We start from the raw sequence: 21,967 nt of genomic DNA, 5'->3' as shown, positions 1-21,967 counted from the left end.
CACTCTAAAATTTTAAGAACATGCAAGATGAAATTGTAAATAGAGTTGCCAATAGTAAATTAGTAACCTTTGATTTAGAGGAAATATATCCTGAAGGAGAAAGAATTTTATTCGATATTAAAGATTGGCTTTTTCAAGAATTAATTTTGAGAGAGAGAGATTTTAGAGTTTTGGTAAAGAACCATAATTGGTCTAAATACAAAAAAACATTTGTAGCAGTTACTTGTTCTGTAGATGCTATTATACCTTCTTGGGCTTACATGTTAATTGCAGCAGAACTTGCACCACATGCAAATAAAGTGGTTATCGGAAATTTGGAATTATTAGAAACTGTAATTTACCAAGAACTTATTGGTTTTTTAGATTTAAGACATCTTGCAGACAAACCTGTAATTATAAAAGGTTGTGCAGATAAACCAATACCACCTTCTGCTTTTGCTTTTTTAATTGAAAAGATTCAACCAATTGCCAAGAGTATTATGTTTGGTGAGGCTTGCTCTACAGTACCTTTGTATAAATCTAAAAATTAATTTTATTTTTTTATAGATAATCTTACTTTTGCGATCAATCTATCAATAAAGTGAGAAGTTATTTTCTTCTTTTTCTACTTCTTTTTTCGTTCAGTTCTATAGCACAATCAAAGAAAAAAGACACACTGCCAGAACCTAAATGGAAAATTCATGGAAGGTTTGCCTTTGTATTCAATCAATCTTCGTTTTCTAACTGGAGAACTGGTGGTGTAAATACTATAGCAGGAAACCTAAATGTAAATTACGATTTTAACTATAAAAAAAACAATATTAACTGGGATAGCAGATTGTTAACCAGCTATGGATTAAGTCATTTAAGTGAACAAGGTTGGAGAAAAACAGATGATAGATTTGAATTCAACACCCTATTTGGTTTAAAAACATCAACGTATTGGTTCTTCTCATTTATAGGAAATTTTAGAACTCAATATACCTTAGGTTACGATTACAAACAAGAACCCAAGCAAGCAGTTTCTGACTTTCTTTCTCCTGCCTATTTAACTTTTGGACCAGGAATGCTCTGGAAAAAATCTGATAATTTAAGTTTAAATATTGCACCTGCAACTGCAAGATATACTTTGGTAAACGACTTTTTTTCTGGGAAGTTTGGGGTAGAAGAAGGCAGAAATACAGCATTTAGTATTGGGTATAACTTATCAGGCTATTACAAGTTTCAAATTATGGAAAACGTGGTTATGGAAAACATTTTAACCATGTATACAGATTATCTTGCAAACGTGGGAAATATTGATGTTGATTATCAATCAAACATTGGTTTTAAAGTAAATAAACAAATAAAGATGCACCTAACTTTTCAAGCAATTATAGATGATGATTCTTCGAGTAAAATTCAATTTAGGCAATTGTTTGGTTTGGGGGTAAACTACAGTTTTCATGAAAGAGTTAGTTATTAAAACCTAACTTTAATCGAAAAAAACAAGCCAAACTTCTATTTAGGTAATTGATTATCAATCTAAAAAAATAAAGTAAATTGCATTTCATCTAATTTAGATAATTTGAAATTTTAAATTATTTTAATTTTGCCAACTTATAAAAGCCAAATTTCATGAAAAAAATTACACTATTATGTTTATTCGCATTTATGAGCATAACATTGAACGCTCAAAATGTAGATGAATTAAAAAAAGAGCTAGCCTCTAAAAAAGACTCCATTTCTAAACTACAAGCTAAAGCCAAAAAAATTCAGAGCAAAATAGATGCTCTTCCAGGTTGGAAAGTTGGTGCATTTGGTACTGTAGGTGCAAGTTTATCTGGATTTAATAATTGGTATGCTAGAAACGCACCCAATGCAGATGCTGCAAATATTGGAATTACCGTAAATGCTTTTGCCAATTTAATTCAAGAGAAATTCTTTTGGAGAAACTCTGGAAACCTAAACTTAGGTTGGGTAAAATTAGATGATAAATCTGTTAGTGGAGATGAAGGTTTTGAAACTGCTTCTGATGTATTTACGCTATCATCATTATATGGTAGAAGATTAAACAAAAAATGGGCACTTTCTGCACTTGGAGAATACAGAACTACATTAATTGATAATTTTAATGACCCTGGATATTTAGATTTAGGTGCAGGTTTAACTTGGACACCAACTAGCCATTTAGTGGTAGTAATGCACCCAGGAAACTACAATTTTGTTTTTAGTTCTGGAGACACTGTTTTTGAATCTTCTTTAGGTGCTAAAGTGGTTGCAGATTACACCAATAAGTATGGAGATTTAAGCGTAAAATCTAACTTATCTTTATTCCAAAGCTATAAAGATGGTGATTTATCTAACTGGACTTGGACAAACTCTCTTGGATATACACTTTGGAAAGGAGTAGGTTTAGGTTTTGAAGTAGGTTTAAGAAACAATAAGCAAGAAGCACTTAACAATGCTTTAATAGACAACCCAGCAGAAACATTTGATACTGTAGATAACAAATTACAAACCTATTGGTTGTTTGGTTTAAGCTATGCCTTTTAACAAAAAACATAAATTAATATTCTAAGCCTCAAGAAACTCTTGAGGTTTTTTTATTTTAATTACTTTTGTAACTTAAATTTCTATGGATGACATTATTAATAATTTACGCTACTGTTTCAATTTTTTTCTCTTTTCTATGTTCAATTTTAGAAGCAGTTTTACTAAGTATTACACCTACTTTTATCAACCTTAAAAAAAGTGAAGGTTTAGAATATGCTACAGATTTAGAAGTTTTAAAAAAAGATGTAGACAAACCTTTAATTGCTATTTTAACCATTAATACAATCGCACACACTGTAGGTGCAATATTGGTGGGTGTGCAAGCAAAAGTAGCTTATGCAGAAATGTATGGCACAACCACTAGAAGTGTTTTTAGCATAGAATTTACAGAAGATGTAATGGTTGGTTTAGTATCTACTATAATGACGATTCTAATTTTAGTAGCATCAGAAATTATACCTAAAACCATAGGAGCCACTTACTGGAAAGGCTTAGCTAATTTTACTTCTAAAGCACTTAAGGTTATGATTTTTCCTTTAAAATACACAGGTATTTTATGGGTACTACAACTTACCACTAAACTTATTGGAGGTAAAGGTCATGGAAGTATTTTAAGTAGAGAAAGCTTTTTGGTGATGACAGAAATGGCAGAAAAAGATGGTGTATTTAAAAAGAACGAAAGTAAAGTAATTAGAAACTTACTAGGTTTTAAAGAGATAAAAGTAAATGATGTAATGACACCTAGAACAGTTATGGAACTTGCGGATGAGAGCGAAACTATTCAGGCTTTTTACGAAGCTCATAAAAATTTACGTTTCTCAAGAATTCCCGTTTTTAAAGAAAATCCTGATGAAATTACAGGCTACTTTTTAAAAGATCATTTACTAGAAGCCATTATTAACGGTCAAGGAAATGAGGCTTTATCTACCATAAAAAGAGCTATTTTAATTACAGATAGAGAATTATCGATACCAGATTTGTTTGATAAATTAATTAAAGAAAAAGAACATATTGCACTTGTTGTAGATGAATATGGTTCTGTAAGTGGTTTAGTTTCTCAAGAAGATGTTATTGAAACTTTACTTGGTTTAGAAATTATGGATGAAACTGATTCTGTTGCAGACTTACAAGCCCTTGCAAGAAAATCTTGGGAAAACAGGGCAAAACGAATGGGAATCATAAAGGATGATTTGGAGCAATAACATTCTAAAATAAACACTAAAAAAAATCCTACTACTTTAAAAGTAATAGGATTTTTTTATTCCTCTTCTTTGTATTCGTAATACAAAAAGTCATTGTAAGGAAAACGTTGAATATGAATTTTCTTTACTTCTTCATACGTTTTCTCTTTAAAATCTTCTAGATTTTCTTTGTTTAAAGCAGAAATAAAAATCGATTCTACTTCTTTATCATTCATCCAAGTTTTTTTCCAATCTTGTAAGGTATAATGTTGTTTCCCTTTTTCTGTCTCTAAATCGTCTTCTTCTATAGTTTCATGCTGGTAAGCATCAATCTTATTAAAGACCATTAAGGTTGGTTTATCTGCACATTTGATATCTGTTAGAATAGAATTTACAGATGCAATATGATCTTCAAAATTTGGGTGAGATATATCTACAACATGTAACAATAAATCTGCTTCTCTAACCTCGTCTAAAGTAGATTTGAATGACTCTACTAATTGAGTTGGTAATTTTCTAATAAACCCTACAGTATCTGTCATTAAAAAAGGAATGTTTTTAATAACTACTTTACGTACAGTAGTATCTAAAGTGGCAAACAATTTATTTTCTGCAAAAACATCACTTTTACTAACTACATTCATTAAGGTAGATTTACCAACATTGGTATACCCAACCAAAGCAACTCTTACCATTTTACCACGATTCTTTCTTTGAACCGCCATTTGTTTATCAATAGTTTTTAAGCGCTTTTTTAAGAGTGTTATTTTATCACGAATTATACGTCTGTCTGTTTCAATTTCTGTTTCTCCTGGTCCACGCATTCCAATACCCCCTTTTTGTTTGTCAAGGTGTGTCCAAAGTCTTGTTAAACGTGGTAAAAGATATTCACTTTGAGCCAATTCTACTTGCGTTTTTGCAGAACTTGTTTGCGCTCTCTGTGCAAAAATATCAAGTATTAAATTGGTTCTATCTAAAATCTTACAATCTAAGATTTTTTCGATATTTCTTAATTGTGCAGGAGATAATTCATCATCAAAAATAGCAGTACCAATCATGTTAGATTGTATGTAAGCTTTTACATCTTCTAGTTTACCAGCTCCTAAAAAAGTTTTAGGATTTGGTCTTTCCATTTTTTGAACAAAACGTTTTACAACAACACCTCCAGCAGTTTGCGTTAAAAACTCTAGTTCGTCTAAATATTCTGTTGATTTTGTTTCATCTTGCTGTTGTGTTATAACACCTATTAGTACAGCTTTTTCAGAAATGGCTTCTTTTTGATCTATCATAGAAAACAAAGGTAAAAAGAAAGTTGACACCAAATGGCATTTTTGATGTCAACTAGATTAACAAACTCAATTAACGAAATGAAACTAATATATATTCTTCTTTATCTCACTTTCTAGTATTTACATAATTATGCATTTACTTATTTAAAAACAAAAAGAGCCCCAACATTTGTTGGGGCTCTTTCAACTTAGGGGTATTACTTTAATTTACTCTTTAACAAACTTAATTGGTAAAGTGTATGCTTTCAAGAATTTTACATTCTTTATAGCAGTTCTCTTATAGTTTAACTTAGTTTTAATGTAATTTGCAATATTTTGCTTGTTTGTATTTACAGATAAAACTATAATTTCTCCTTTTCTGTTGATAAGGAATTTTACAGAAGTTTTCTCTTCACTATTATCTAGAATATTCTGATAGTCTCCTAATAAATTTTCTATTTTGTTTCTTAATTTGTTATTTACTTCTTCTTTAACTTTATCATCGTTATTATTTGCAAATGATGAAAATACAGTCATTAAAGAAATTACAAGTACAATAGATAGCTTTTTCATTTTTAATAAGGTTTTTTTTGTTGGATTTTATTGTTTTAATTAACACTGTAAAAGTACTTTACCATTAAAAACTATAGTGAAATTAAAGGTTATAAAAACATATAGTTTTGGTTAGTTTTTACCGATTTTAATTCTCTTAACATTTAGTATACATTGCTGATATTCTGTTAATAAGTACTAAAACACAATAGAATTATCAGTAAAAAACCAAAGACTATTTCTAAAAACAAAACATTTATTAAAATCTGATAAAAAATACTCAATTACTTAAATTAAACTAATATTAAGCCCTAAAAAATAGTATTGCTTTTTAATTCATTTTTTAACTAAGAAGTGTAATTTTTAATTCGATAAAAAGTAATTTTTTATTTGATGAATAGAAACAAAAAAACCTCAAGACAAACTGAGGTTTTAATTAATTAATTCAAATATTTTACTTTTTGCTCTTATATGCTGTATTTAGTGGTGGTTGTATGGTTCTGCAAATTTAATTTGATTCTTTTTTACAGACTAAATTTGAATGTTAACAAAACATATATTTTAGGTTAAATTATCAACTATTTTTTATAGTAGATTTTTATTTTATAAAACACAAAAAATCCTCAAATAAATTGAGGATTTCTCAGCTAAAGTAAATCTCGCGCTTTTATACTAATTCTATATTTAGCCTAATTCAAATTCTAATCGTTACAAATTTATATTTTTATATAAAGTAATTCGTTATTTGAAGGTTATGAAAACAAAACCAATAAGTTAGTTTCATGCCTTATAAATTGGTTATTTTTACTTTAAAGTAAATTTTATGTTTCCATCTATACCAGCTATCAAACAAAAAAAAGATATTACAACTATTGCTTTTTACAATGTAGAAAACTTGTTTGACACAGTAGATAACCCAAATACTGCAGATGATGATTACACTCCAGCTGGTAAAAAGAAATGGACCATAGATCGTTACAACATCAAAATCAAAAAATTGAGTTCAATTATAGCGCAATTAGGGCTCAATAAATCAAAATACCCACCTGCAATTGTAGGTTTGGTTGAAGTAGAAAATGCGAAAGTGGTATCAGATTTGGCAAATTCTTCTTATTTAAAAAAACACCATTATGGTTTTGTGCATTATGATTCACCTGATGAAAGAGGTATTGATGTAGCACTATTGTATAATAAAATTGCATTTGAATTAATAGCTTCTGAAACCTACCCAGTTTTTTTAGAAGATGATGAAGGTGAAAGAGATTATACTAGAGATATTTTAAAGGTTAGTGGCTATTTACATGGAGAGTTAGTGCATATTATTGTTACACATTGGTCTTCTAGAAGAGAAGGTGTAGCAGAAACCGAACACAAACGTATTGCTGCTGCAGAAAAAATAAGAGAAATAACAGCTGGAATTCATGCCAAAGAAATGGACCCTAAAATTATTATTATGGGCGATTTTAATGATGATCCAAAAAGTAAAAGTGTTAAGGAATATTTGGTAAAAGATGATTTTTATAATCCTATGGAAAAAATCTTAAATCCTACTAGTAAAGGTTCTTTAACCTACAATGGAAGCTGGAATTTATTTGATCAAATTATATTCTCTAAAAACTTTTTGGTAGAAGAAAAAGACAAATTGTACTTTAAACATGCAGAAGTTTTTAATAAAAAATGGATGAAAATTTATAAAGGAAAATACAAAGGGAGCCCTTTTAGAACCTACATTGGTCCTTGGTATAAAGGAGGCTTTTCAGATCATTTTCCTGTATATGCTTTTCTAAAAAAGAAACTTTAATTTTTATCTCTATTTTTAAAAGCAGCCATTAATTTCTCGTCTGTAAGTATGTATTTTTTATACTTACCATCTCTATACCTGTAGTAGATAAAAATTGGCATAAATATAAAAGACAAGTAAAACACGCCTAAACCCATTACAATTTCTGCTTTTTCGTGTTCTGTATTTAGTAAAAATGCTCCAACAGACATCCAAACTATAAATATCACAAAAAGAATTTTTAATAATAACTTCATACTGCAAAATTACAAAAGTTCTATCTTTAAAACTTAATATAGTTTAAATGAAATACAATTTATTATTTTTGATTTGTTTGTTGCTAACTAGCTGCAACCAAATCCAAAAGGAAAAAAAATTGAGCAATAAAATTGTTATAGCACATAGAGGTGCTTCTGGCTATTTACCTGAACATACCTTAGAATCAAAAGCGATGGCTTATGCAATGCAGGTAGATTTTATAGAACAAGATTTGGTGCTAAGTAAAGATGATGTACCCATTGTAATACATGATATTTATTTAGATGATGTTACAAACGTAGCTAACAAATTTCCTGATAGAAAAAGAGAAGACAATCGTTTTTATGTGATCGATTTTACATACGATGAATTAAAATCTCTACAAGTTACAGAACGTTTTAACCCGAAAACTGGTGAGCAGTTCTACCCAAACAGATTTCCAAAATGGAAAGGCAACTTTAAACTACATTCTTTACAAGAAGAAATTGAATTGATACAAGGTTTAAATGCTTCTACAGGAAAAAATATTGGAATTTACCCAGAAATTAAAGAACCAAAATTTCATCAAAAAGAAGGCAAAAATCTAACTGCAATTGTTTTAAATGTTTTAGCTGATTATAGTTACAAAACAAAGAAAGACAATTGTATTCTACAATGTTTTGATGCAGAAGAATTAGAACGAATTCGAGTAGATTTAAAATCGGAATTATTTTTAGTTCAGCTTATAGAACACCCTGAAGAAGCAAAACAATTAGCCCATTTTGCAACCTATGCAGATGGAGTTGGACCTTGGTACAAACAAATATTATCAGAAAAAGTAAACAACAGGTTTCAATTTACAAACTTGGTAAAAGAAGCTCATGAGTTAGGGTTAAAAGTGCACCCATACACATTTAGAGCAGATGCTTTAGCCGAGTTTTCATCTTTTGATGAAATGCTAAAAACCCTGTTAATAGATGCGAATGTAGATGGTGCTTTTACAGATTTTCCTGATAAAGTTATTGATTTTCTTAAAAAAGAAAATGAGCGTTAACAATTGCAACTTTTATGAATTCCATTTTGTATTTTTATTATAAATATGCTCTAAAATGGATTTAGAAAATTACAGAATACAACACACCAACAACACTCTAGAGGTTTATGATGAAAACACCTTAAAATTTTCTTCTGCCTGGTATTCTGGTTTTGGTAAATTTCATACAGATGTTTTTAACGCCAATCAGCAAATAATATATGTTGTAACCAAGCAATTTCAATTTTGGAAATGGAGAATGGTATATCAGATCAAAAATAACAATACTGTTTTATCAGAATTAATTTCTAAAAACAATAAGAAAACAGTTTTTGCAATAGATGTAAACGAAATTACCTATCAAATTAAAATTCACTTTCAAGATAGGTTGTCAATTTTAAAAAACGGAATTAAAATTGCTGAGTTTAATGAAGCTTGTACCAAAGAAAATTTTGCAGGTAAAGTAAAATTACTAATGCTTGATAAAAATGATTTAGAAATAGCTTTTCTACTGTATTCTTGCTTAAAAATCGGCGAGCAAAACAGGTCTAGTAAATCTATTATTGCTAGTCAAAAGCAACTAGAGCCTAATGAAGATCCTTGGAGTTAAACTAACTTGTTACTTCTATCAACTTATTTCGATACGCAGTTAATAATTTAGATTTAGATATAAAACCTACATATTTATCGCCTTGAACTACAGGTAAATTCCAAGCATCACTTGTTTTAAATTTCTTCATAATTTCTGTCACAGAATCTTCGTAGAAAATAATTTCTGGTGCAGCTTTCATTAAAGTTTCTACTGTAACATTATTATACATTTCTGTATCAAACATAAAAGGTCTTATATCATCTAATAATACAATTCCTAAAAAAACTTTATCTGCATTGGTTACAGGAAAAATGTTTCTAGTAGATTTTGCTACTGCAGATTTAAGCATATCTCCTAACAACATTTCTGGATGAATGGTTTTAAAGTTATCTTCAATTAATCGATCAATCTTCATCATCATCATTACATTCTTATCCTTATTGTGTGTAATCAATTCACCTCTTTTAGCCAATTCTGTAGTGTAAATAGAGTTCGCTATAAAGTATTTGGTAAACGCAAAACTAATGGCTGCAACTAACATTAAAGGCACAAACAAATCATAGCCTCCAGTTATTTCTGCAATTAAAAAAATAGCGGTTAAAGGTGCATGCAAAACTCCAGCCATTAAACCAGTCATGCCAATTAAGGTAAAATTAGATTCGGATACATTGCCTCCTAAAGCATTTATAATTTTTGCAAATACATTGCCTAAAGAAGCTCCCATAAATAAAGTCGGAATAAAAATTCCTCCAACTCCACCAGCTGCAAATGTGGTTGTCATTGCAATGGCTTTAAACAATGCTATTAGAATTAGAAATGCAATAACAATCCAAATATTTGTTAAATCTACTTTATAAGGTAAAGTTGCTAGGGCATCTGCAGTATTTCCATTCAATAAATTATTAATTAAACCATATCCTTCACCATATAATGGTGGTATAAAGTACAGCATAATTCCAATGGCTATTCCACCAAGAATTAACCTGTGAATTGGTTTCTTAAAATGATTAAAAAACTTGGTAATTCTAAAATAGATTTTAGAAAAATATACAGAAGCAACTCCTGTACCTAAACCTAAAATAATATAGTAGAGAACATCTTTAATCTCAAATGCATCAATAAGCTGAAAACCAAAAAGTGCATCTTTTTCAAAGAAAAAATAAGAGGTAATTACTGCAGAAACAGAAGCCAATAATAAGGGTACCAAAGATGCAAAAGCCAAATCTAAACTAAATATTTCAACAGCAAAAACAATGGCTGCCACTGGTGCTTTAAACATAGAAGACATTGCACCAGCTGTTGCACAACCAATGAGTAACATTCTTGTTTTTGCACTCATGTGAAATAACTGAGCAACATAAGAACCTAAGGCAGCACCTGTACTCACTGCTGGGCCTTGCAAACCTGCAGAACCACCAAAACCAACTGTAATTGGGGCTGTAATTAAAGAAGCATACATCTTGTATTTATCTATAATTCCGTTTTTTTTAGAAACTGCATGCAATGTTGTTGGTATACCATGCCCAATTTCTTTTTTTATGATTTTCCTTTTGATGTAATACACCAAAATCAAACCAATAATTGGAAAAATAAAGTACAATGAATAATGAAAATCTTTAATGAATTTACCTTCCAATAAATTCTCAAAGAAAAAGGTTAAGTTCTTTAATACAGCAGTACCTAAACCTGCCAATAAACCAACTAAAACACTAAGAACATAAATAAATTGTCTTTCAGAAATAAACTGATATCTCCAAAGTAAAATTTGTTTCAAATATTTATTTTTAGTGGGCATTGAAAATAAACTATTTGGTTTTAGATAGAATATCTGTACCTAGATAATTATTGTCTTTATTATAATACCAAGCTCTTACTTTTGGCATTTTAATAGCATTAATAGTTTCTATACCAGATAACAAGATGTACTCTCCACTGTCTTTAGAATCTTTAAAAAACTGATATACTTCCATAGCAAACGTTTCTGGATTAAAATAAAAATACCAAGTGTCTTTACCCACTTCTTTATTATAGGTTGCTTTTAATACCAAGTAATCTTTTCCTTTAAACTGACGTTTTTCTACTTTTTGATGTATGATTGTTCCATCATCTTTTAACTTCATAGGTAAGCCATACAAATAGATATAATAATTTTTATACAACTCAGCTCGTTCACAATTTAAACTATACTTCTTCTTTAGGTCTGCAGATAAATCTTGTTTTCCATTTAAACTAAAACTACAATTCTCTTTATCAACTATAAACTCTGTAATAATTGTATCTCTTTTAGCAAGTACAGAAAAATACTGATTGGGCAAATCTATATTTATTTTACTTTTTCGATCTGCATTTTTAGGAGTTTCCATGGTTACAAACAATTCTCCTTTAAAAGTATTCCAATTTCCATTTGGATCATGAAACTGAATTGCTTTTTCCAATAATTCATCACCTGTCATAGTTTGCGAAAATCCAGATACAGCAATGAATAATAGTAAAAGTGTGGTTAATTTTTTCATATTTTAAATGTAATAAAAAATCCTGCAAAAGCAGGATTTTAATTTATTCTTGAATATCGAGTTTTAAACTCAATTCTTGCAGTTGCTCATCATCTATAAAGGCAGGTGCATCTATCATTACATCTCTACCAGAATTGTTTTTTGGGAAAGCTATAAAATCTCGAATGGTTTCTTGGCCTCCTAAAATGGCAACCAATCTATCTAAACCAAAAGCCAAACCTCCATGAGGTGGTGCTCCATACTCAAAAGCATCCATTAAGAAACCAAATTGTGCTTTCGCTTCTTCTTCAGAAAACCCTAAGTGTTTTAGCATGGTTGCTTGTGTGGCTTTATCATGTATTCTAATAGAACCTCCACCAATTTCATTTCCATTCAACACTAAATCATAAGCATTTGCTTTCACTTCTCCTGGTTTAGAATCTAACAATTCTAATTGACCTGGTTTTGGTGAGGTAAAAGGGTGATGCATTGCATGGTAATGACCTGTTTCTTCATCTAACTCTAATAAAGGGAAATCAATTACCCAAAGAGGAGCAAATACTTTAGGATCTCTCAACCCTAAACGTTCTGCTAATTCCATACGTAAAGCAGACATTTGTGCTCTTACTTTATTGGTTTCACCAGATAAAACACAAACTAAATCTCCAGGTTTTGCACCTGTAACTTCAACCCATTTTGCTAAATCTTCTTGATTGTAAAATTTATCTACAGAAGACTTAAATGAACCATCTTCGTTAACTCTACAATAAATCATTCCAAGAGCACCAACTTGAGGTCTTTTTACCCACTTTATAATGTTGTCTATTTCTTTTCTTGTGTAAGCATTCCCTCCAGGTACAGCAATACCAATTACTAATTCAGCATCATTAAAAACCTTAAAATCTTTATGTTGCGTAACTGCATTTAACTCGCCAAATTCCATTCCAAAACGAATGTCTGGCTTGTCATTACCATACAAACGCATGGCATCATCAAACAACATTCTTGGAAACTTATCTACTTCAACTCCATTAATTTCTTTTAATAAATGACGTGTTAATCCTTCGAAAATATTTAGAATATCTTCTTGCTCTACAAAAGCCATTTCACAGTCTATTTGTGTAAATTCTGGCTGTCTGTCTGCACGCAAATCTTCGTCTCTAAAACATTTTACAATCTGAAAATATTTATCCATTCCACCAACCATCAACAATTGTTTAAAGGTTTGAGGCGATTGTGGTAAAGCATAAAATTGACCTTCGTTCATTCTAGAAGGTACCACAAAATCTCTTGCGCCTTCTGGAGTAGATTTAATTAAATACGGAGTTTCTACTTCTATAAATTCTTGATCAGACAAGTATTTACGAACTTCCATAGTTACTTTATGACGAAAAATTAAGCTGTCTTTAACAGGGTTTCTTCTAATATCTAAGTATCTATATTTCATTCTGATGTCCTCTCCTCCATCAGTTTTATCTTCAATTGTAAAAGGTGGTAGTTTAGCTTCGTTTAAAATTTCTAGTTCAGTAACCAAAACCTCAACTTCACCAGTAGCTAACCTATCATTTTTAGATTCTCTTTCAATAACAGTACCTTTCACTTGAATTACAAATTCTCTACCCAAAGACTTTGCTTTTTCTATAATGTCTTTAGATGTACGTTCCTCATCAAAAATTAACTGTGTAATTCCATATCTATCTCGCAAATCTACCCAAACCATAAAACCTTTGTCTCTAGATTTTTGAACCCAACCTGCTAGTGTAACTTCTGTGTTAATGTGTGATGCTCTTAAGGCACCACAAGAATGACTTCTGTACATTTCTTATTGAAAATTTTCTTTCGCCAAAAGCGAATATCCTTAAATTATCTTCTCAAATTTATTTCGAGATCTGACTGCAAAATTACACATTTTATCCATTAAAATCTTTGTAAATTTGTTTTTATGAGCGTAGTTAATATTCAAAAAAAATTTGGCCTTTTTAAAGATTTATGGTCTCCAAAAAAAATAGGAGAATTAAATGGTCAGCAAATTTTGTTAGCCAAAATTAAAGGTGAATTTGTTTTTCATAATCATGAAAATGAAGATGAACTTTTTATGGTACAAAAAGGAGTTTTAGAAATGCATTTACGAGATGAAATCATCACTATAAACGAAGGTGAATTTTATATTGTGCCTAAAGGTGTAGATCATAAACCTGTTGCCAAAGAAGAGGTTCATATTTTATTATTTGAGCCACTATCTACAAAACATACAGGAGATGTTGTTGCAGATATTACTGTAGAAACTTACGAATCTATCTAACAATTATGAGTAAACTTTATTTAGTACCAACGCCAATAGGCAATTTAGAAGACATGACATTTAGAGCCATTCGTGTTCTAAAAGAAGCCGATTTTATTTTAGCAGAAGACACAAGAACAAGTGGAAAACTGTTGAAACATTTTGAAATTTCTACACAAATGCATAGTCATCATATGCACAATGAACACAAATCTATTGAGGGCATTTTAAATAGAATTAAAAGTGGAGAAACTTGTGCTGTAATTTCTGATGCTGGAACGCCTGCAATTTCTGATCCTGGATTTCTACTAACGAGAGCTTGTGTAGAGAATAATATTGAAGTAGAATGTTTACCTGGTGCCACTGCTTTTGTACCTGCTTTAGTTAATTCTGGCCTACCAAATGACAAGTTTGTTTTTGAAGGTTTTTTACCTGTAAAAAAAGGAAGACAAACACGTTTTTTACTTTTGGCTGAGGAAACAAGAACCATGATTTTTTATGAATCGCCTCATAAATTGGTAAAAACATTAGGCCATTTTATTGAATATTTTGGAGAAGAAAGAAAAGTTTCTGTTTCTAGAGAACTTACAAAAATGTTTGAAGAAACTGTTAGAGGAACTGCAGCCGAAGTTTTAGCTCACTTTACAAAAAAGCCACCAAAAGGTGAAATTGTAATAATTGTAGAAGGAAAAAATAAATAAAAATGACGATTACTCAATTTAAAGAGAAACTCAATAACCAACCAAACCAAGTGTTGTTTTCTGAAACAATGCAGCTTATAGAAGATAATTATACGTTTATACCAACAGCATTCACCAATGGTGAAATTACAAATAAGGCTGGCGAAAACTCTGGCTCATGTAAAGTTTTTGCTTTTGCACTAGCGCAAAAGTTGACAGAGAAAGAAACCTTAATTTGCTTTGGTGAACACTATAGAAATGTTCTAGAAGATTCAGAAGGTACATCACATCAAAATATTAGAAATTTTATGAAATTTGGTTTTGATGGTTTGACTTTGGCCAATAAGGCACTTTCTAAGAAGTAAATCAGTTCATAATTGCAGCAATACAATTAAGAACAATTTACTAAGAACATTATTTTTGATACCTAGATACAGTTATTATGGAAGAAATTAAATATGATGTTTTTGTTATTGGTAGTGGAATTGCAGGCCAAACAGCAGCCGAAATTTGTGCAAAAGAAGGTCTAAAGGTAGCTATTGCAGATAATAAAGCTTTTGGAGGAACTTGCGCTATTAGAGGTTGTGACCCTAAAAAAGTGATGCTTCAATTTGCAGAAATTACACAAAAAGCAAAACATTTAAAAGGTTTAGGGTTTACTAAACTTCCTAAAATAAATTGGGATGATATTTTAAAATTCAAGAATAATTTTACTGAAGCTGTACCAAAATCTACTGAAGAAGATTTGGCTGATTTAAACATCGATTTGTATCATCAATCTCCAAAATTCATATCAAAAAATAAAATTTCTGTAGAAGGTAAAACTGTAATTGCAGATAAATTTGTAATTGCAACAGGTTTAATACCAAGAACATTAAAGTTTAAAGGTGCAGAATTTTTAAAAACTAGTGATGACTTCTTCAACCTAAAAAAACTACCCAAATCAGTTACTTTTATTGGTTCTGGTTATATAGGTATGGAGTTCTGTTTTTTGCTATCAACCTTAGGATGTAAAGTTACAATGATTGATAGAGGACCTAGAATTTTATCTCAATTTGAAGAATCACTAACCGAAAAAATTAAACAAAATTTAGCCAACAATGGTGTTGAATTTATCTTTGAGGCAGATGTTCTATCTGTAGAAAAAGGTAGAAAAAAATTAAAATTAAACTACAAAGTTGGCAAGGAAGAGCGCAGTTTAAAATCTCACATCATCTTTAACACTTCTGGAAGAGTACCATCTTTAGAAGCCTTGAATTTAGAAAATGCTGCGATAAAAGCAGATGAATCTGGAGTTTTGGTAAACGATTATTTACAAAGTTCTAGTGCAAAACATGTTTTTGCTTGTGGAGATGTTTCTAGTAAATCTTTGCCCTTAACACCTTTATCTGGCTTACAAGGTTATATTGTTGGTCATAACATTTTAAAGGCAAGAAGCAAGAAATTTAAAAATCCGTTAGTACCTTCTATCGTTTTTACAGATCCTAATTTAGCCATGGTTGGTTATTTAGAAGAAGAAGCAAAAAAACGATATAAAAACATTAAAGTTTATAAGGGAGATGCATCTAATTGGTACAATGCAAAAAAAGAAAATGCACCTTTTTACGCTTATAAAATTATCGTAAACAAAAGAACTGATCAAATTGTAGGTGCTCACCTTTTAAGTAGTGAAGCAAATGAAACCATTAATATTTTTACGACTGCCATAAACGCTAAAATGACTGTAAGTGAATTTAAGAAAATGATATTTACCTATCCTTCTTACGCAAGTGATTTAAAAAGTATGTTTAAAGAAGACTAATGCAAAAATTATTAGCAGAAATTAGAAATTGTAAGCATTGTGAACCTCATTTAGATTTGGGAGCAAGGCCAATAATAGCTGCTTCGGAAAATTCTAAAATACTTTTAATAAGTCAAGCTCCTGGAAGAATTGCTCACCTTAAAAATAAAGCTTGGGATGATCCTAGTGGAAAATTGTTAAGAAAATGGTTACAAGTAGATGAAAGCCAGTTTTACAATACAGATCACTTTGCTATTCTACCTACAGGGTTTTGTTTTCCTGGCAAAGGAAAAAGTGGAGATAAATTGCCCAGAAAAGAATGTGCTCCTCTATGGCATTCTAAAGTTATGCATCAATTTAAAAATGTACAACTTAAAATTTTAATTGGTAACTATGCTCAAACTTATTATTTAAAAAATAAACCTAGAACATTAACAGAAACAGTACAAAATTATCAAAGTTTTTTACCTGAATATTTTGTATTACCTCATCCATCTCCAAGAAATAGATTTTGGATTCAAAAAAATCCTTGGTTTACGAATGAGGTAATTCCTGATTTACAAAAAGTGGTTACAAAAATACTTAGTACTTAGAACCATCGTGCTTACCAACTTCAAAACCATGTTTACCTAAAAACTGATTTCCACTTTCTATAGCATCCTCTTCTAAAGTTGTACCCATAGAATCATTCCATCTATTTAAATATCCAAATAAAGAAATAACACCTAGCATTTCTACGATTTCTCCTTCATCCCAATATTTATATAATTCTTCTTTGATTTTTGAGTCTACTGCATTTGGTACCATAGAAGCTGCTAAAGAAAAATCTAACGCAGCTCTTTCTGCATCTGAAAATGCTTTGTGGGTTTTATATTCCCAAATATTATCTAACTGCTCTTGCTCTGCTCCATAACGTTCTGCAGCTCTAATGGCATGTGCTTGGCAGTATCTACAACCTGTAGCATTGCTAGAAACCCAAGCAATCATTCTTTTTAAGGCAGAAGTTACTCTACCCTCATTAGCCATTACGGCTTTATTTAAGTTGATGAATGCTTTAGAAATTGCTGGTCTTCTTTGCATGGTAAGCACTGAGTTTGGACAAAAACCTAAGGTTTCATTAAAAAACTCTGCTAACTTTTTTGTTTCTAAATCGTGTTCTGCTGCTAAAGGTGTTACTAATGCCATAATTGTTATTTTCTTATTAAACTAAAATTGCCTGTTTTTTCTATTGATAAATTATTAATATCGGTTAAAGTTACTTTAAACCAGTAGGTATTAGAGGGTGCAGGTTTGCCATTTGTAAAACCATTCCAGCCCTCATTGTTATCCATTTTAAAAATTAAAGAACCATATCTATTGTAAATAAAAACCGTAGATATTGAATAAAAGGTTTCATCGAAACCAGAAATTTTCCAAACATCATTGCTATTATCTCCATTTGGTGAAAAGAACTTTGGATAAGCCAAAATTGAAAACACCAAACTAGCTGTTCCACAACCTCCCTGATCTCTAACATAAAGTGTGTGAATACCTGTGGTTAAATTTTGAAAAATTACATTATCTGAATAATTACCAAACTCATCATCTAAAGCATATTCATAGGTACCATTTCCTAAATTTGTATTTGCAATTTGAATGGAATTATTGTTAGAATCATCTGTAATGATGACGTCATTCATGGTTATAGTTGCCTTTTCACTATCTATCACTAAAAAAGTTTGTTCTGCTGACACACAACCTGCTGCAGATACTGCACTTACAGCATAAGAGCCAGTCTCAGTTACATTTATTTGGGCGGTATTCTCAGGTAATAATGCTCCTTCTCTTTTCCAAATATAGGTGTAATTGCCTTGTGCATTTGTTGTTATTAAATCTACAATACCAATATCTTCACACAAAATAAACTCAGGTTGAAGCAAATCAAAAATAGGAATAGTATTATCTACTTCTGCAATAACTTCTGTTCTATCAACAGAAATACAGTCTAAATTATTAGCTTCTACAAAATAACTTGTAGTTGCATTTAAATTTGGAGTTTGATAATTATCGCCAATAAAAAGAGGAGTGGTACTTGTAGGTGTTTCATACCAATACACATCTCCTTGATTTGCTTCTGCACTTAATAAAGCAGCACCAGAACAAATTAAATCATTAGTAACTTCTGTAATTTGTGGTCTTTGATTTACAATTACTGTAACAGGAGTTCTTGTATAAGAATTACAACCATTTACGGTAATTGCTGCAAAATAAGTAGTGTTTTCTGTAATAAATGGCGTTGTAAAGCTGTTTCCACTGCCTAGCAAGTTATTACCCGATTGCGTTTCATACCATAGAATATTTCCTTCACTTGGTTCTGCAGAGATTGTAACTGAACCAGATTCACAAATGGTAGCAGATGTTGTTGCTATTATTTGTGGTAAATAAATGCTTGTACTAGCAACAATATTTAACGGGCTATCTCCTGGTTTTCCATACTCTACAATATAACCTCGTGGAATGTATAAATCTGTACCTCCTGTATTTGGCAAATCGTTCCATGCACCTAAAATTCCTATAGAAGGGTCTGTAATATGTGCATAGTCTTCTCCTGTAGTATTATTTCCTCTAAAATCATTTGGTTCTCCATTATTCCAAAAAGCAAAGTTTGGCGACGTTCCATTTACTTGACCTCTCCAAAAAACAGTACCTGCTTCTGGGCCTGTAACCCATTTCCATTCTCCTTCTGTTTCTTCATCAGAACCACCTATCCAACCAGCACCTGCAGCTTGTTTTCCTGCAAAATCTGCTTCTTCTCTACTTGTCAGTGTTGCTAAATAACCCTCTCTACCAAAATAAGTTCTGTTTTCTGCTAGCAGTCTTGCTTGAGCCCAAGTAATACCTTCATCTGCTACAAATTCATAAAAATGATCTGTTGCTGGCAAATAATTTGCATCATCTACAGTAAGTGAAAATATCTTTTCTTCTGCTACATCTGTGGCAGTTGTGGAAAATACAATAGCCCTAACTGCAGCCGTTAATTCAGAAAACTCAATTTCTGTAGTTCCGTTTATAGGTAATAAGGTTAGTTTACCTTCATTCGGATTCCAACTTGCAGAAATATTAGGATGACTGCCTGTTAATTCCAACAAATCAAAATTACGTTGGTAGCCCTCAGAAATCTGAACGAAAAAATTTTCTATACCTAAATCATCAGGATCTGTAATAGAAAAATTGGTTACAATATTAATACTAGATCCAGCACAAAAAAGTTGCCTACCTTCTGCAGTAATTGAAGGGGCAGAATCAGCTTGTGCATACACAAAGAAATTACTACAAAACCATAGGATAAAAAATAACCTAGTTTTTAGTTGCAGAGAATTTTTCATTTTAAGGATAAACTATTTGTGATTTCTTACTTTTGTAACAAAGCACAATTTACTACTTCATTCTTTAAATATATAAATTATGGTAAAAAATATAGTTACTACAAAATGGACTCAAAAGTCTCAATTCGATACAGATAATCCAAGTGGGCATCACCTAACAATGTTCGATAAATCTCAAGATAATGGAGATGTTGTAGGTTTTGCTCCAAAAGCATTAATGTTATCTTCTTTGGCAGGTTGTTCTGGTTTAGATGTAGTATCTCTTTTAGAAAAAATGAGGGCTGAAGTAGCGCAGTTTCATATAGAAGTAACTGCAGAACTTACAGATGAACATCCAAAATATTATAATAAAGTAAAGGTAGATTATCATTTTTCGGATGCAGAATTACAACCAGATAAAATACAAAAAGCTGTAAATTTATCTGTAACCAAATACTGTGGAGTAATGGAAATGTTTAGAAAATTTGCTGATGTAAAAACAGAAATTCATTTACATAATTTATAAAATTAAAGTTCAACATTTGCTATGAGATGGACTTTAAAACCAACACCAGATTTAGAAAAAGTAAAATCACTTGCAAAAGAATTGCAGGTATCGCCTACTGTTGCAAAAATACTTTGTCAAAGAGATATTAATACTTTTAAAGAGGCTAAATTATTTTTTAGACCAAGTTTAGAAGATATTCATGATCCTTTTTTAATGAAAGATATGGACTTGGCTGTTGCAAGAATTGACAAAGCTATCGCCAAACAAGAAAACATTTTGGTCTATGGAGATTATGATGTAGATGGCACAACAGCTGTATCTTTAGTAGCCTCTTATTTAAGAACTTTATCACCTAATATTGCTACTTATATTCCTGATAGATATGCAGAAGGTTATGGAGTTTCTTATGCAGGAATCGATTTTGCAGAAGACAATGATTTCGCTTTAATTATTGCCTTAGATTGTGGAATTAAAGCCATTGATAAAGTGGCTTATGCTACTCAAAAAGGCATAGATTTTATTATTTGTGATCATCATAAACCTGGAGATGAAATACCTAAAGCTGTGGCTGTTCTTAATGCAAAAAGAGAAGATTGTTCCTATCCTTTTGATGAACTTTGTGGTTGTGGAGTAGGCTTTAAACTCATACAGGCCTTAGGTGTTTCTAGGCAACAAACTATAGAAGAGTTTGTGCCTTATTTAGATTTAGTAGCTACAGCCATTGCTGCAGATATTGTACCTATGAATGGCGAGAACAGAGTTCTTGCTTACTATGGTTTACAAGTAATTAACAACAATCCTCGAAATGGAATTAAAGCATTAGTTCATCAAACTAAAAAGAAAGAGCTAACCATTACAGATGTTGTGTTTATTATTGCACCTAGAATTAATGCTGCAGGTAGAATGAAACATGGTAATTATGCTGTAGAATTGTTGACTGAAATGGATTTTGATTCGGCTGTACAATTTGCTGCAGACATAGAGATTTTTAATGCAGACAGAAAAGATCTTGATAAAAAAATTACAGACGAAGCCTTAATTCAAATTATAGATAATAATGAAGAAAATAAATTTACTTCTGTTGTTTATCAAGAAGATTGGCATAAAGGTGTAATTGGTATTGTAGCTTCTAGATTAATAGAAAAATATTACAGACCTACTTTAGTATTTACAAAAAGTGGCGATAAATTGGCAGCATCTGCTAGATCTGTAAAGGGTTTTGATGTATATAATGCCTTATTAGCTTGCTCTGAATTTATAGAACAGTTTGGAGGCCATAAATATGCTGCTGGCTTAACGTTATTGCCAGAAAATTACAACAAGTTTAAAAATAAATTTGAAGAAGTTGTTTCTAATACTATAGATAAAAACCTTCTTACTCCAGAAATTACAGTTGATGCAGAAATAGAACTTTCTGAAATTACTCCAAAATTATTCAGGATTCTAGAACAAATGGCGCCTTTTGGCCCTCAAAATATGAAGCCCGTATTTAAAACAAGTAGTGTTAGAGACAATGGTTATGGTAAAAAAGTAGGTGCAGACCAATCCCACCTAAAATTAAATGTTTTTCAGGGTGATAATAAACAAACTTTTGGAGCTATTGGTTTTGGTTTGGGTGATAAATTAGAAGAAGCTCAAAACGATTTTGATATCGTCTATACCTTAGACGAAAATATTTGGAATGGTCATAAATCCATTCAATTGGTTTTAAAAGATTTGAAATAA

22 protein-coding genes are annotated in these 21,967 nt (G+C 30.9%); 14 read left to right on the top strand and 8 right to left on the bottom strand.

The features are described 5' to 3' along the window. The first annotated feature begins 20 nt into the window (after positions 1 to 20). The 4 genes from V7R38_RS05545 (at position 21) to V7R38_RS05530 (ending at position 3,716) form a co-directional block, all read left to right on the top strand. On the top strand, positions 21 to 530 hold the full coding sequence (locus V7R38_RS05545) for a DUF2480 family protein (RefSeq protein WP_334056513.1): 510 nt from the start codon (positions 21 to 23) through the stop codon (positions 528 to 530). 50 nt (positions 531 to 580) lie between these two features. After that, positions 581 to 1,444 carry a DUF3078 domain-containing protein gene (locus V7R38_RS05540; protein ID WP_015481314.1) on the top strand — a complete coding sequence of 288 codons (864 nt, stop codon included), beginning with the start codon at positions 581 to 583 and terminating at the stop codon, positions 1,442 to 1,444. 152 nt (positions 1,445 to 1,596) lie between these two features. Continuing rightward, the gene (locus V7R38_RS05535; RefSeq protein WP_334056511.1) at positions 1,597 to 2,514 is read left to right on the top strand and encodes a DUF3078 domain-containing protein; all 918 of its coding nucleotides are present in this window, start codon (positions 1,597 to 1,599) and stop codon (positions 2,512 to 2,514) included. Positions 2,515 to 2,600: 86 nt separating this feature from the next. Then, on the top strand, positions 2,601 to 3,716 hold the full coding sequence (locus tag V7R38_RS05530; RefSeq protein ID WP_334056509.1) for a CNNM domain-containing protein: 1,116 nt from the start codon (positions 2,601 to 2,603) through the stop codon (positions 3,714 to 3,716). Between the two features lie 56 nt (positions 3,717 to 3,772). Here the strand turns inward: V7R38_RS05530 and hflX are convergent, their stop codons facing one another. Both hflX and V7R38_RS05520 read right to left on the bottom strand, forming a co-directional pair. Continuing rightward, complete coding sequence (gene hflX, locus V7R38_RS05525) at positions 3,773 to 4,984, bottom strand: GTPase HflX (protein WP_334056507.1); 1,212 nt, start codon at positions 4,982 to 4,984, stop codon at positions 3,773 to 3,775. A gap of 207 nt (positions 4,985 to 5,191) precedes the next feature. Beyond that, positions 5,192 to 5,536, bottom strand: coding sequence for a hypothetical protein (locus V7R38_RS05520; RefSeq protein ID WP_015481318.1), 345 nt, complete (start codon positions 5,534 to 5,536; stop codon positions 5,192 to 5,194). An 802-nt stretch (positions 5,537 to 6,338) separates the two neighbouring features. On the opposite strand from V7R38_RS05520, the gene V7R38_RS05515 reads away from it, so the two are divergent. Beyond that, positions 6,339 to 7,316 (top strand): endonuclease/exonuclease/phosphatase family protein, encoded by a 978-nt coding sequence (locus V7R38_RS05515; protein ID WP_334056504.1) that lies wholly within the window; start codon positions 6,339 to 6,341, stop codon positions 7,314 to 7,316. On the opposite strand, the gene V7R38_RS05510 is transcribed toward V7R38_RS05515, so the two are convergent. Next, positions 7,313 to 7,552: a hypothetical protein gene (locus V7R38_RS05510; protein ID WP_015481320.1), complete on the bottom strand. Its 240-nt coding sequence runs from the start codon at positions 7,550 to 7,552 to the stop codon at positions 7,313 to 7,315. The genes V7R38_RS05515 and V7R38_RS05510 overlap by 4 nt on opposite strands. Positions 7,553 to 7,599: 47 nt before the next feature. On the opposite strand from V7R38_RS05510, the gene glpQ reads away from it, so the two are divergent. Both glpQ and V7R38_RS05500 read left to right on the top strand, forming a co-directional pair. Next, complete coding sequence (gene glpQ / locus V7R38_RS05505; RefSeq protein WP_334056500.1) at positions 7,600 to 8,586, top strand: glycerophosphodiester phosphodiesterase; 987 nt, start codon at positions 7,600 to 7,602, stop codon at positions 8,584 to 8,586. A 55-nt stretch (positions 8,587 to 8,641) separates the two neighbouring features. Beyond that, positions 8,642 to 9,175 carry a tubby C-terminal domain-like protein gene (locus tag V7R38_RS05500; RefSeq protein ID WP_334056498.1) on the top strand — a complete coding sequence of 178 codons (534 nt, stop codon included), beginning with the start codon at positions 8,642 to 8,644 and terminating at the stop codon, positions 9,173 to 9,175. 1 nt (position 9,176) lies between these two features. On the opposite strand, the gene V7R38_RS05495 is transcribed toward V7R38_RS05500, so the two are convergent. Genes V7R38_RS05495 through aspS form a run of 3 tightly spaced genes read right to left on the bottom strand, consistent with a single transcriptional unit; the run spans position 9,177 to position 13,468 of the window. Next, a complete protein-coding gene (locus V7R38_RS05495; RefSeq protein WP_015481323.1) occupies positions 9,177 to 10,952 on the bottom strand; it encodes a chloride channel protein in 1,776 nt (591 codons plus the stop codon). Positions 10,953 to 10,962: 10 nt separating this feature from the next. After that, positions 10,963 to 11,670: a DUF6503 family protein gene (locus tag V7R38_RS05490; RefSeq protein WP_334056495.1), complete on the bottom strand. Its 708-nt coding sequence runs from the start codon at positions 11,668 to 11,670 to the stop codon at positions 10,963 to 10,965. A gap of 43 nt (positions 11,671 to 11,713) precedes the next feature. Beyond that, positions 11,714 to 13,468, bottom strand: coding sequence for an aspartate--tRNA ligase (aspS, locus tag V7R38_RS05485; protein WP_015481325.1), 1,755 nt, complete (start codon positions 13,466 to 13,468; stop codon positions 11,714 to 11,716). A gap of 123 nt (positions 13,469 to 13,591) precedes the next feature. On the opposite strand from aspS, the gene V7R38_RS05480 reads away from it, so the two are divergent. The 5 genes from V7R38_RS05480 to V7R38_RS05460 all read left to right on the top strand — a co-directional run bounded on the left by V7R38_RS05480 (position 13,592) and on the right by V7R38_RS05460 (position 16,983). Then, complete coding sequence (locus V7R38_RS05480; protein ID WP_334056492.1) at positions 13,592 to 13,951, top strand: cupin domain-containing protein; 360 nt, start codon at positions 13,592 to 13,594, stop codon at positions 13,949 to 13,951. A gap of 5 nt (positions 13,952 to 13,956) precedes the next feature. Next, on the top strand, positions 13,957 to 14,631 hold the full coding sequence (rsmI, locus tag V7R38_RS05475) for a 16S rRNA (cytidine(1402)-2'-O)-methyltransferase (protein WP_015481327.1): 675 nt from the start codon (positions 13,957 to 13,959) through the stop codon (positions 14,629 to 14,631). Between the two features lie 2 nt (positions 14,632 to 14,633). Continuing rightward, on the top strand, positions 14,634 to 14,975 hold the full coding sequence (locus tag V7R38_RS05470) for a HopJ type III effector protein (RefSeq protein WP_015481328.1): 342 nt from the start codon (positions 14,634 to 14,636) through the stop codon (positions 14,973 to 14,975). Positions 14,976 to 15,052: 77 nt separating this feature from the next. Further along, positions 15,053 to 16,411, top strand: a complete 1,359-nt coding sequence (locus V7R38_RS05465) for a dihydrolipoyl dehydrogenase family protein (protein WP_334056489.1) — start codon at positions 15,053 to 15,055, stop codon at positions 16,409 to 16,411. Then, complete coding sequence (locus tag V7R38_RS05460) at positions 16,411 to 16,983, top strand: uracil-DNA glycosylase family protein (protein ID WP_334056488.1); 573 nt, start codon at positions 16,411 to 16,413, stop codon at positions 16,981 to 16,983. The genes V7R38_RS05465 and V7R38_RS05460 overlap by 1 nt, the downstream gene beginning before the upstream one ends. Here the strand turns inward: V7R38_RS05460 and V7R38_RS05455 are convergent. Together V7R38_RS05455 and V7R38_RS05450 are read right to left on the bottom strand one after the other, a co-directional pair. Next, the gene (locus V7R38_RS05455; protein WP_334056487.1) at positions 16,973 to 17,575 is read right to left on the bottom strand and encodes a carboxymuconolactone decarboxylase family protein; all 603 of its coding nucleotides are present in this window, start codon (positions 17,573 to 17,575) and stop codon (positions 16,973 to 16,975) included. The two genes, V7R38_RS05460 and V7R38_RS05455, sit on opposite strands and share 11 nt — an antisense overlap. A 5-nt stretch (positions 17,576 to 17,580) precedes the next feature. Further along, positions 17,581 to 19,755, bottom strand: a complete 2,175-nt coding sequence (locus V7R38_RS05450) for an Ig-like domain-containing protein (RefSeq protein ID WP_334056485.1) — start codon at positions 19,753 to 19,755, stop codon at positions 17,581 to 17,583. A 79-nt stretch (positions 19,756 to 19,834) separates the two neighbouring features. On the opposite strand from V7R38_RS05450, the gene V7R38_RS05445 reads away from it, so the two are divergent. Together V7R38_RS05445 and recJ are read left to right on the top strand one after the other, a co-directional pair. Continuing rightward, the gene (locus V7R38_RS05445; protein ID WP_015481333.1) at positions 19,835 to 20,260 is read left to right on the top strand and encodes an OsmC family protein; all 426 of its coding nucleotides are present in this window, start codon (positions 19,835 to 19,837) and stop codon (positions 20,258 to 20,260) included. A 21-nt stretch (positions 20,261 to 20,281) separates the two neighbouring features. Next, on the top strand, positions 20,282 to 21,967 hold the full coding sequence (gene recJ, locus V7R38_RS05440; RefSeq protein ID WP_334056482.1) for a single-stranded-DNA-specific exonuclease RecJ: 1,686 nt from the start codon (positions 20,282 to 20,284) through the stop codon (positions 21,965 to 21,967).

Origin of the sequence: Polaribacter sp. P097, from assembly GCF_036864555.1 — a bacterium.
Lineage (GTDB): Bacteria > Bacteroidota > Bacteroidia > Flavobacteriales > Flavobacteriaceae > Polaribacter.
Note: the sequence above shows the minus strand (reverse complement) of the source record. Positions and strands in the feature narration are given on the sequence as shown.

Coding starts and splice junctions, on each gene's coding strand:
- V7R38_RS05545 (WP_334056513.1), top strand. CDS start 21: ATGCAAGATGAAATTGTAAATAGAGTTGCCAATAGTAAATTAGTAACC.
- V7R38_RS05535 (WP_334056511.1), top strand. CDS start 1,597: ATGAAAAAAATTACACTATTATGTTTATTCGCATTTATGAGCATAACA.
- V7R38_RS05530 (WP_334056509.1), top strand. CDS start 2,601: ATGACATTATTAATAATTTACGCTACTGTTTCAATTTTTTTCTCTTTT.
- hflX (WP_334056507.1), bottom strand. CDS start 4,984: ATGATAGATCAAAAAGAAGCCATTTCTGAAAAAGCTGTACTAATAGGT.
- V7R38_RS05520 (WP_015481318.1), bottom strand. CDS start 5,536: ATGAAAAAGCTATCTATTGTACTTGTAATTTCTTTAATGACTGTATTT.
- V7R38_RS05515 (WP_334056504.1), top strand. CDS start 6,339: ATGTTTCCATCTATACCAGCTATCAAACAAAAAAAAGATATTACAACT.
- V7R38_RS05510 (WP_015481320.1), bottom strand. CDS start 7,552: ATGAAGTTATTATTAAAAATTCTTTTTGTGATATTTATAGTTTGGATG.
- glpQ (WP_334056500.1), top strand. CDS start 7,600: ATGAAATACAATTTATTATTTTTGATTTGTTTGTTGCTAACTAGCTGC.
- V7R38_RS05500 (WP_334056498.1), top strand. CDS start 8,642: ATGGATTTAGAAAATTACAGAATACAACACACCAACAACACTCTAGAG.
- V7R38_RS05495 (WP_015481323.1), bottom strand. CDS start 10,952: ATGCCCACTAAAAATAAATATTTGAAACAAATTTTACTTTGGAGATAT.
- V7R38_RS05490 (WP_334056495.1), bottom strand. CDS start 11,670: ATGAAAAAATTAACCACACTTTTACTATTATTCATTGCTGTATCTGGA.
- aspS (WP_015481325.1), bottom strand. CDS start 13,468: ATGTACAGAAGTCATTCTTGTGGTGCCTTAAGAGCATCACACATTAAC.
- V7R38_RS05480 (WP_334056492.1), top strand. CDS start 13,592: ATGAGCGTAGTTAATATTCAAAAAAAATTTGGCCTTTTTAAAGATTTA.
- rsmI (WP_015481327.1), top strand. CDS start 13,957: ATGAGTAAACTTTATTTAGTACCAACGCCAATAGGCAATTTAGAAGAC.
- V7R38_RS05470 (WP_015481328.1), top strand. CDS start 14,634: ATGACGATTACTCAATTTAAAGAGAAACTCAATAACCAACCAAACCAA.
- V7R38_RS05465 (WP_334056489.1), top strand. CDS start 15,053: ATGGAAGAAATTAAATATGATGTTTTTGTTATTGGTAGTGGAATTGCA.
- V7R38_RS05460 (WP_334056488.1), top strand. CDS start 16,411: ATGCAAAAATTATTAGCAGAAATTAGAAATTGTAAGCATTGTGAACCT.
- V7R38_RS05455 (WP_334056487.1), bottom strand. CDS start 17,575: ATGGCATTAGTAACACCTTTAGCAGCAGAACACGATTTAGAAACAAAA.
- V7R38_RS05450 (WP_334056485.1), bottom strand. CDS start 19,755: ATGAAAAATTCTCTGCAACTAAAAACTAGGTTATTTTTTATCCTATGG.
- V7R38_RS05445 (WP_015481333.1), top strand. CDS start 19,835: ATGGTAAAAAATATAGTTACTACAAAATGGACTCAAAAGTCTCAATTC.
- recJ (WP_334056482.1), top strand. CDS start 20,282: ATGAGATGGACTTTAAAACCAACACCAGATTTAGAAAAAGTAAAATCA.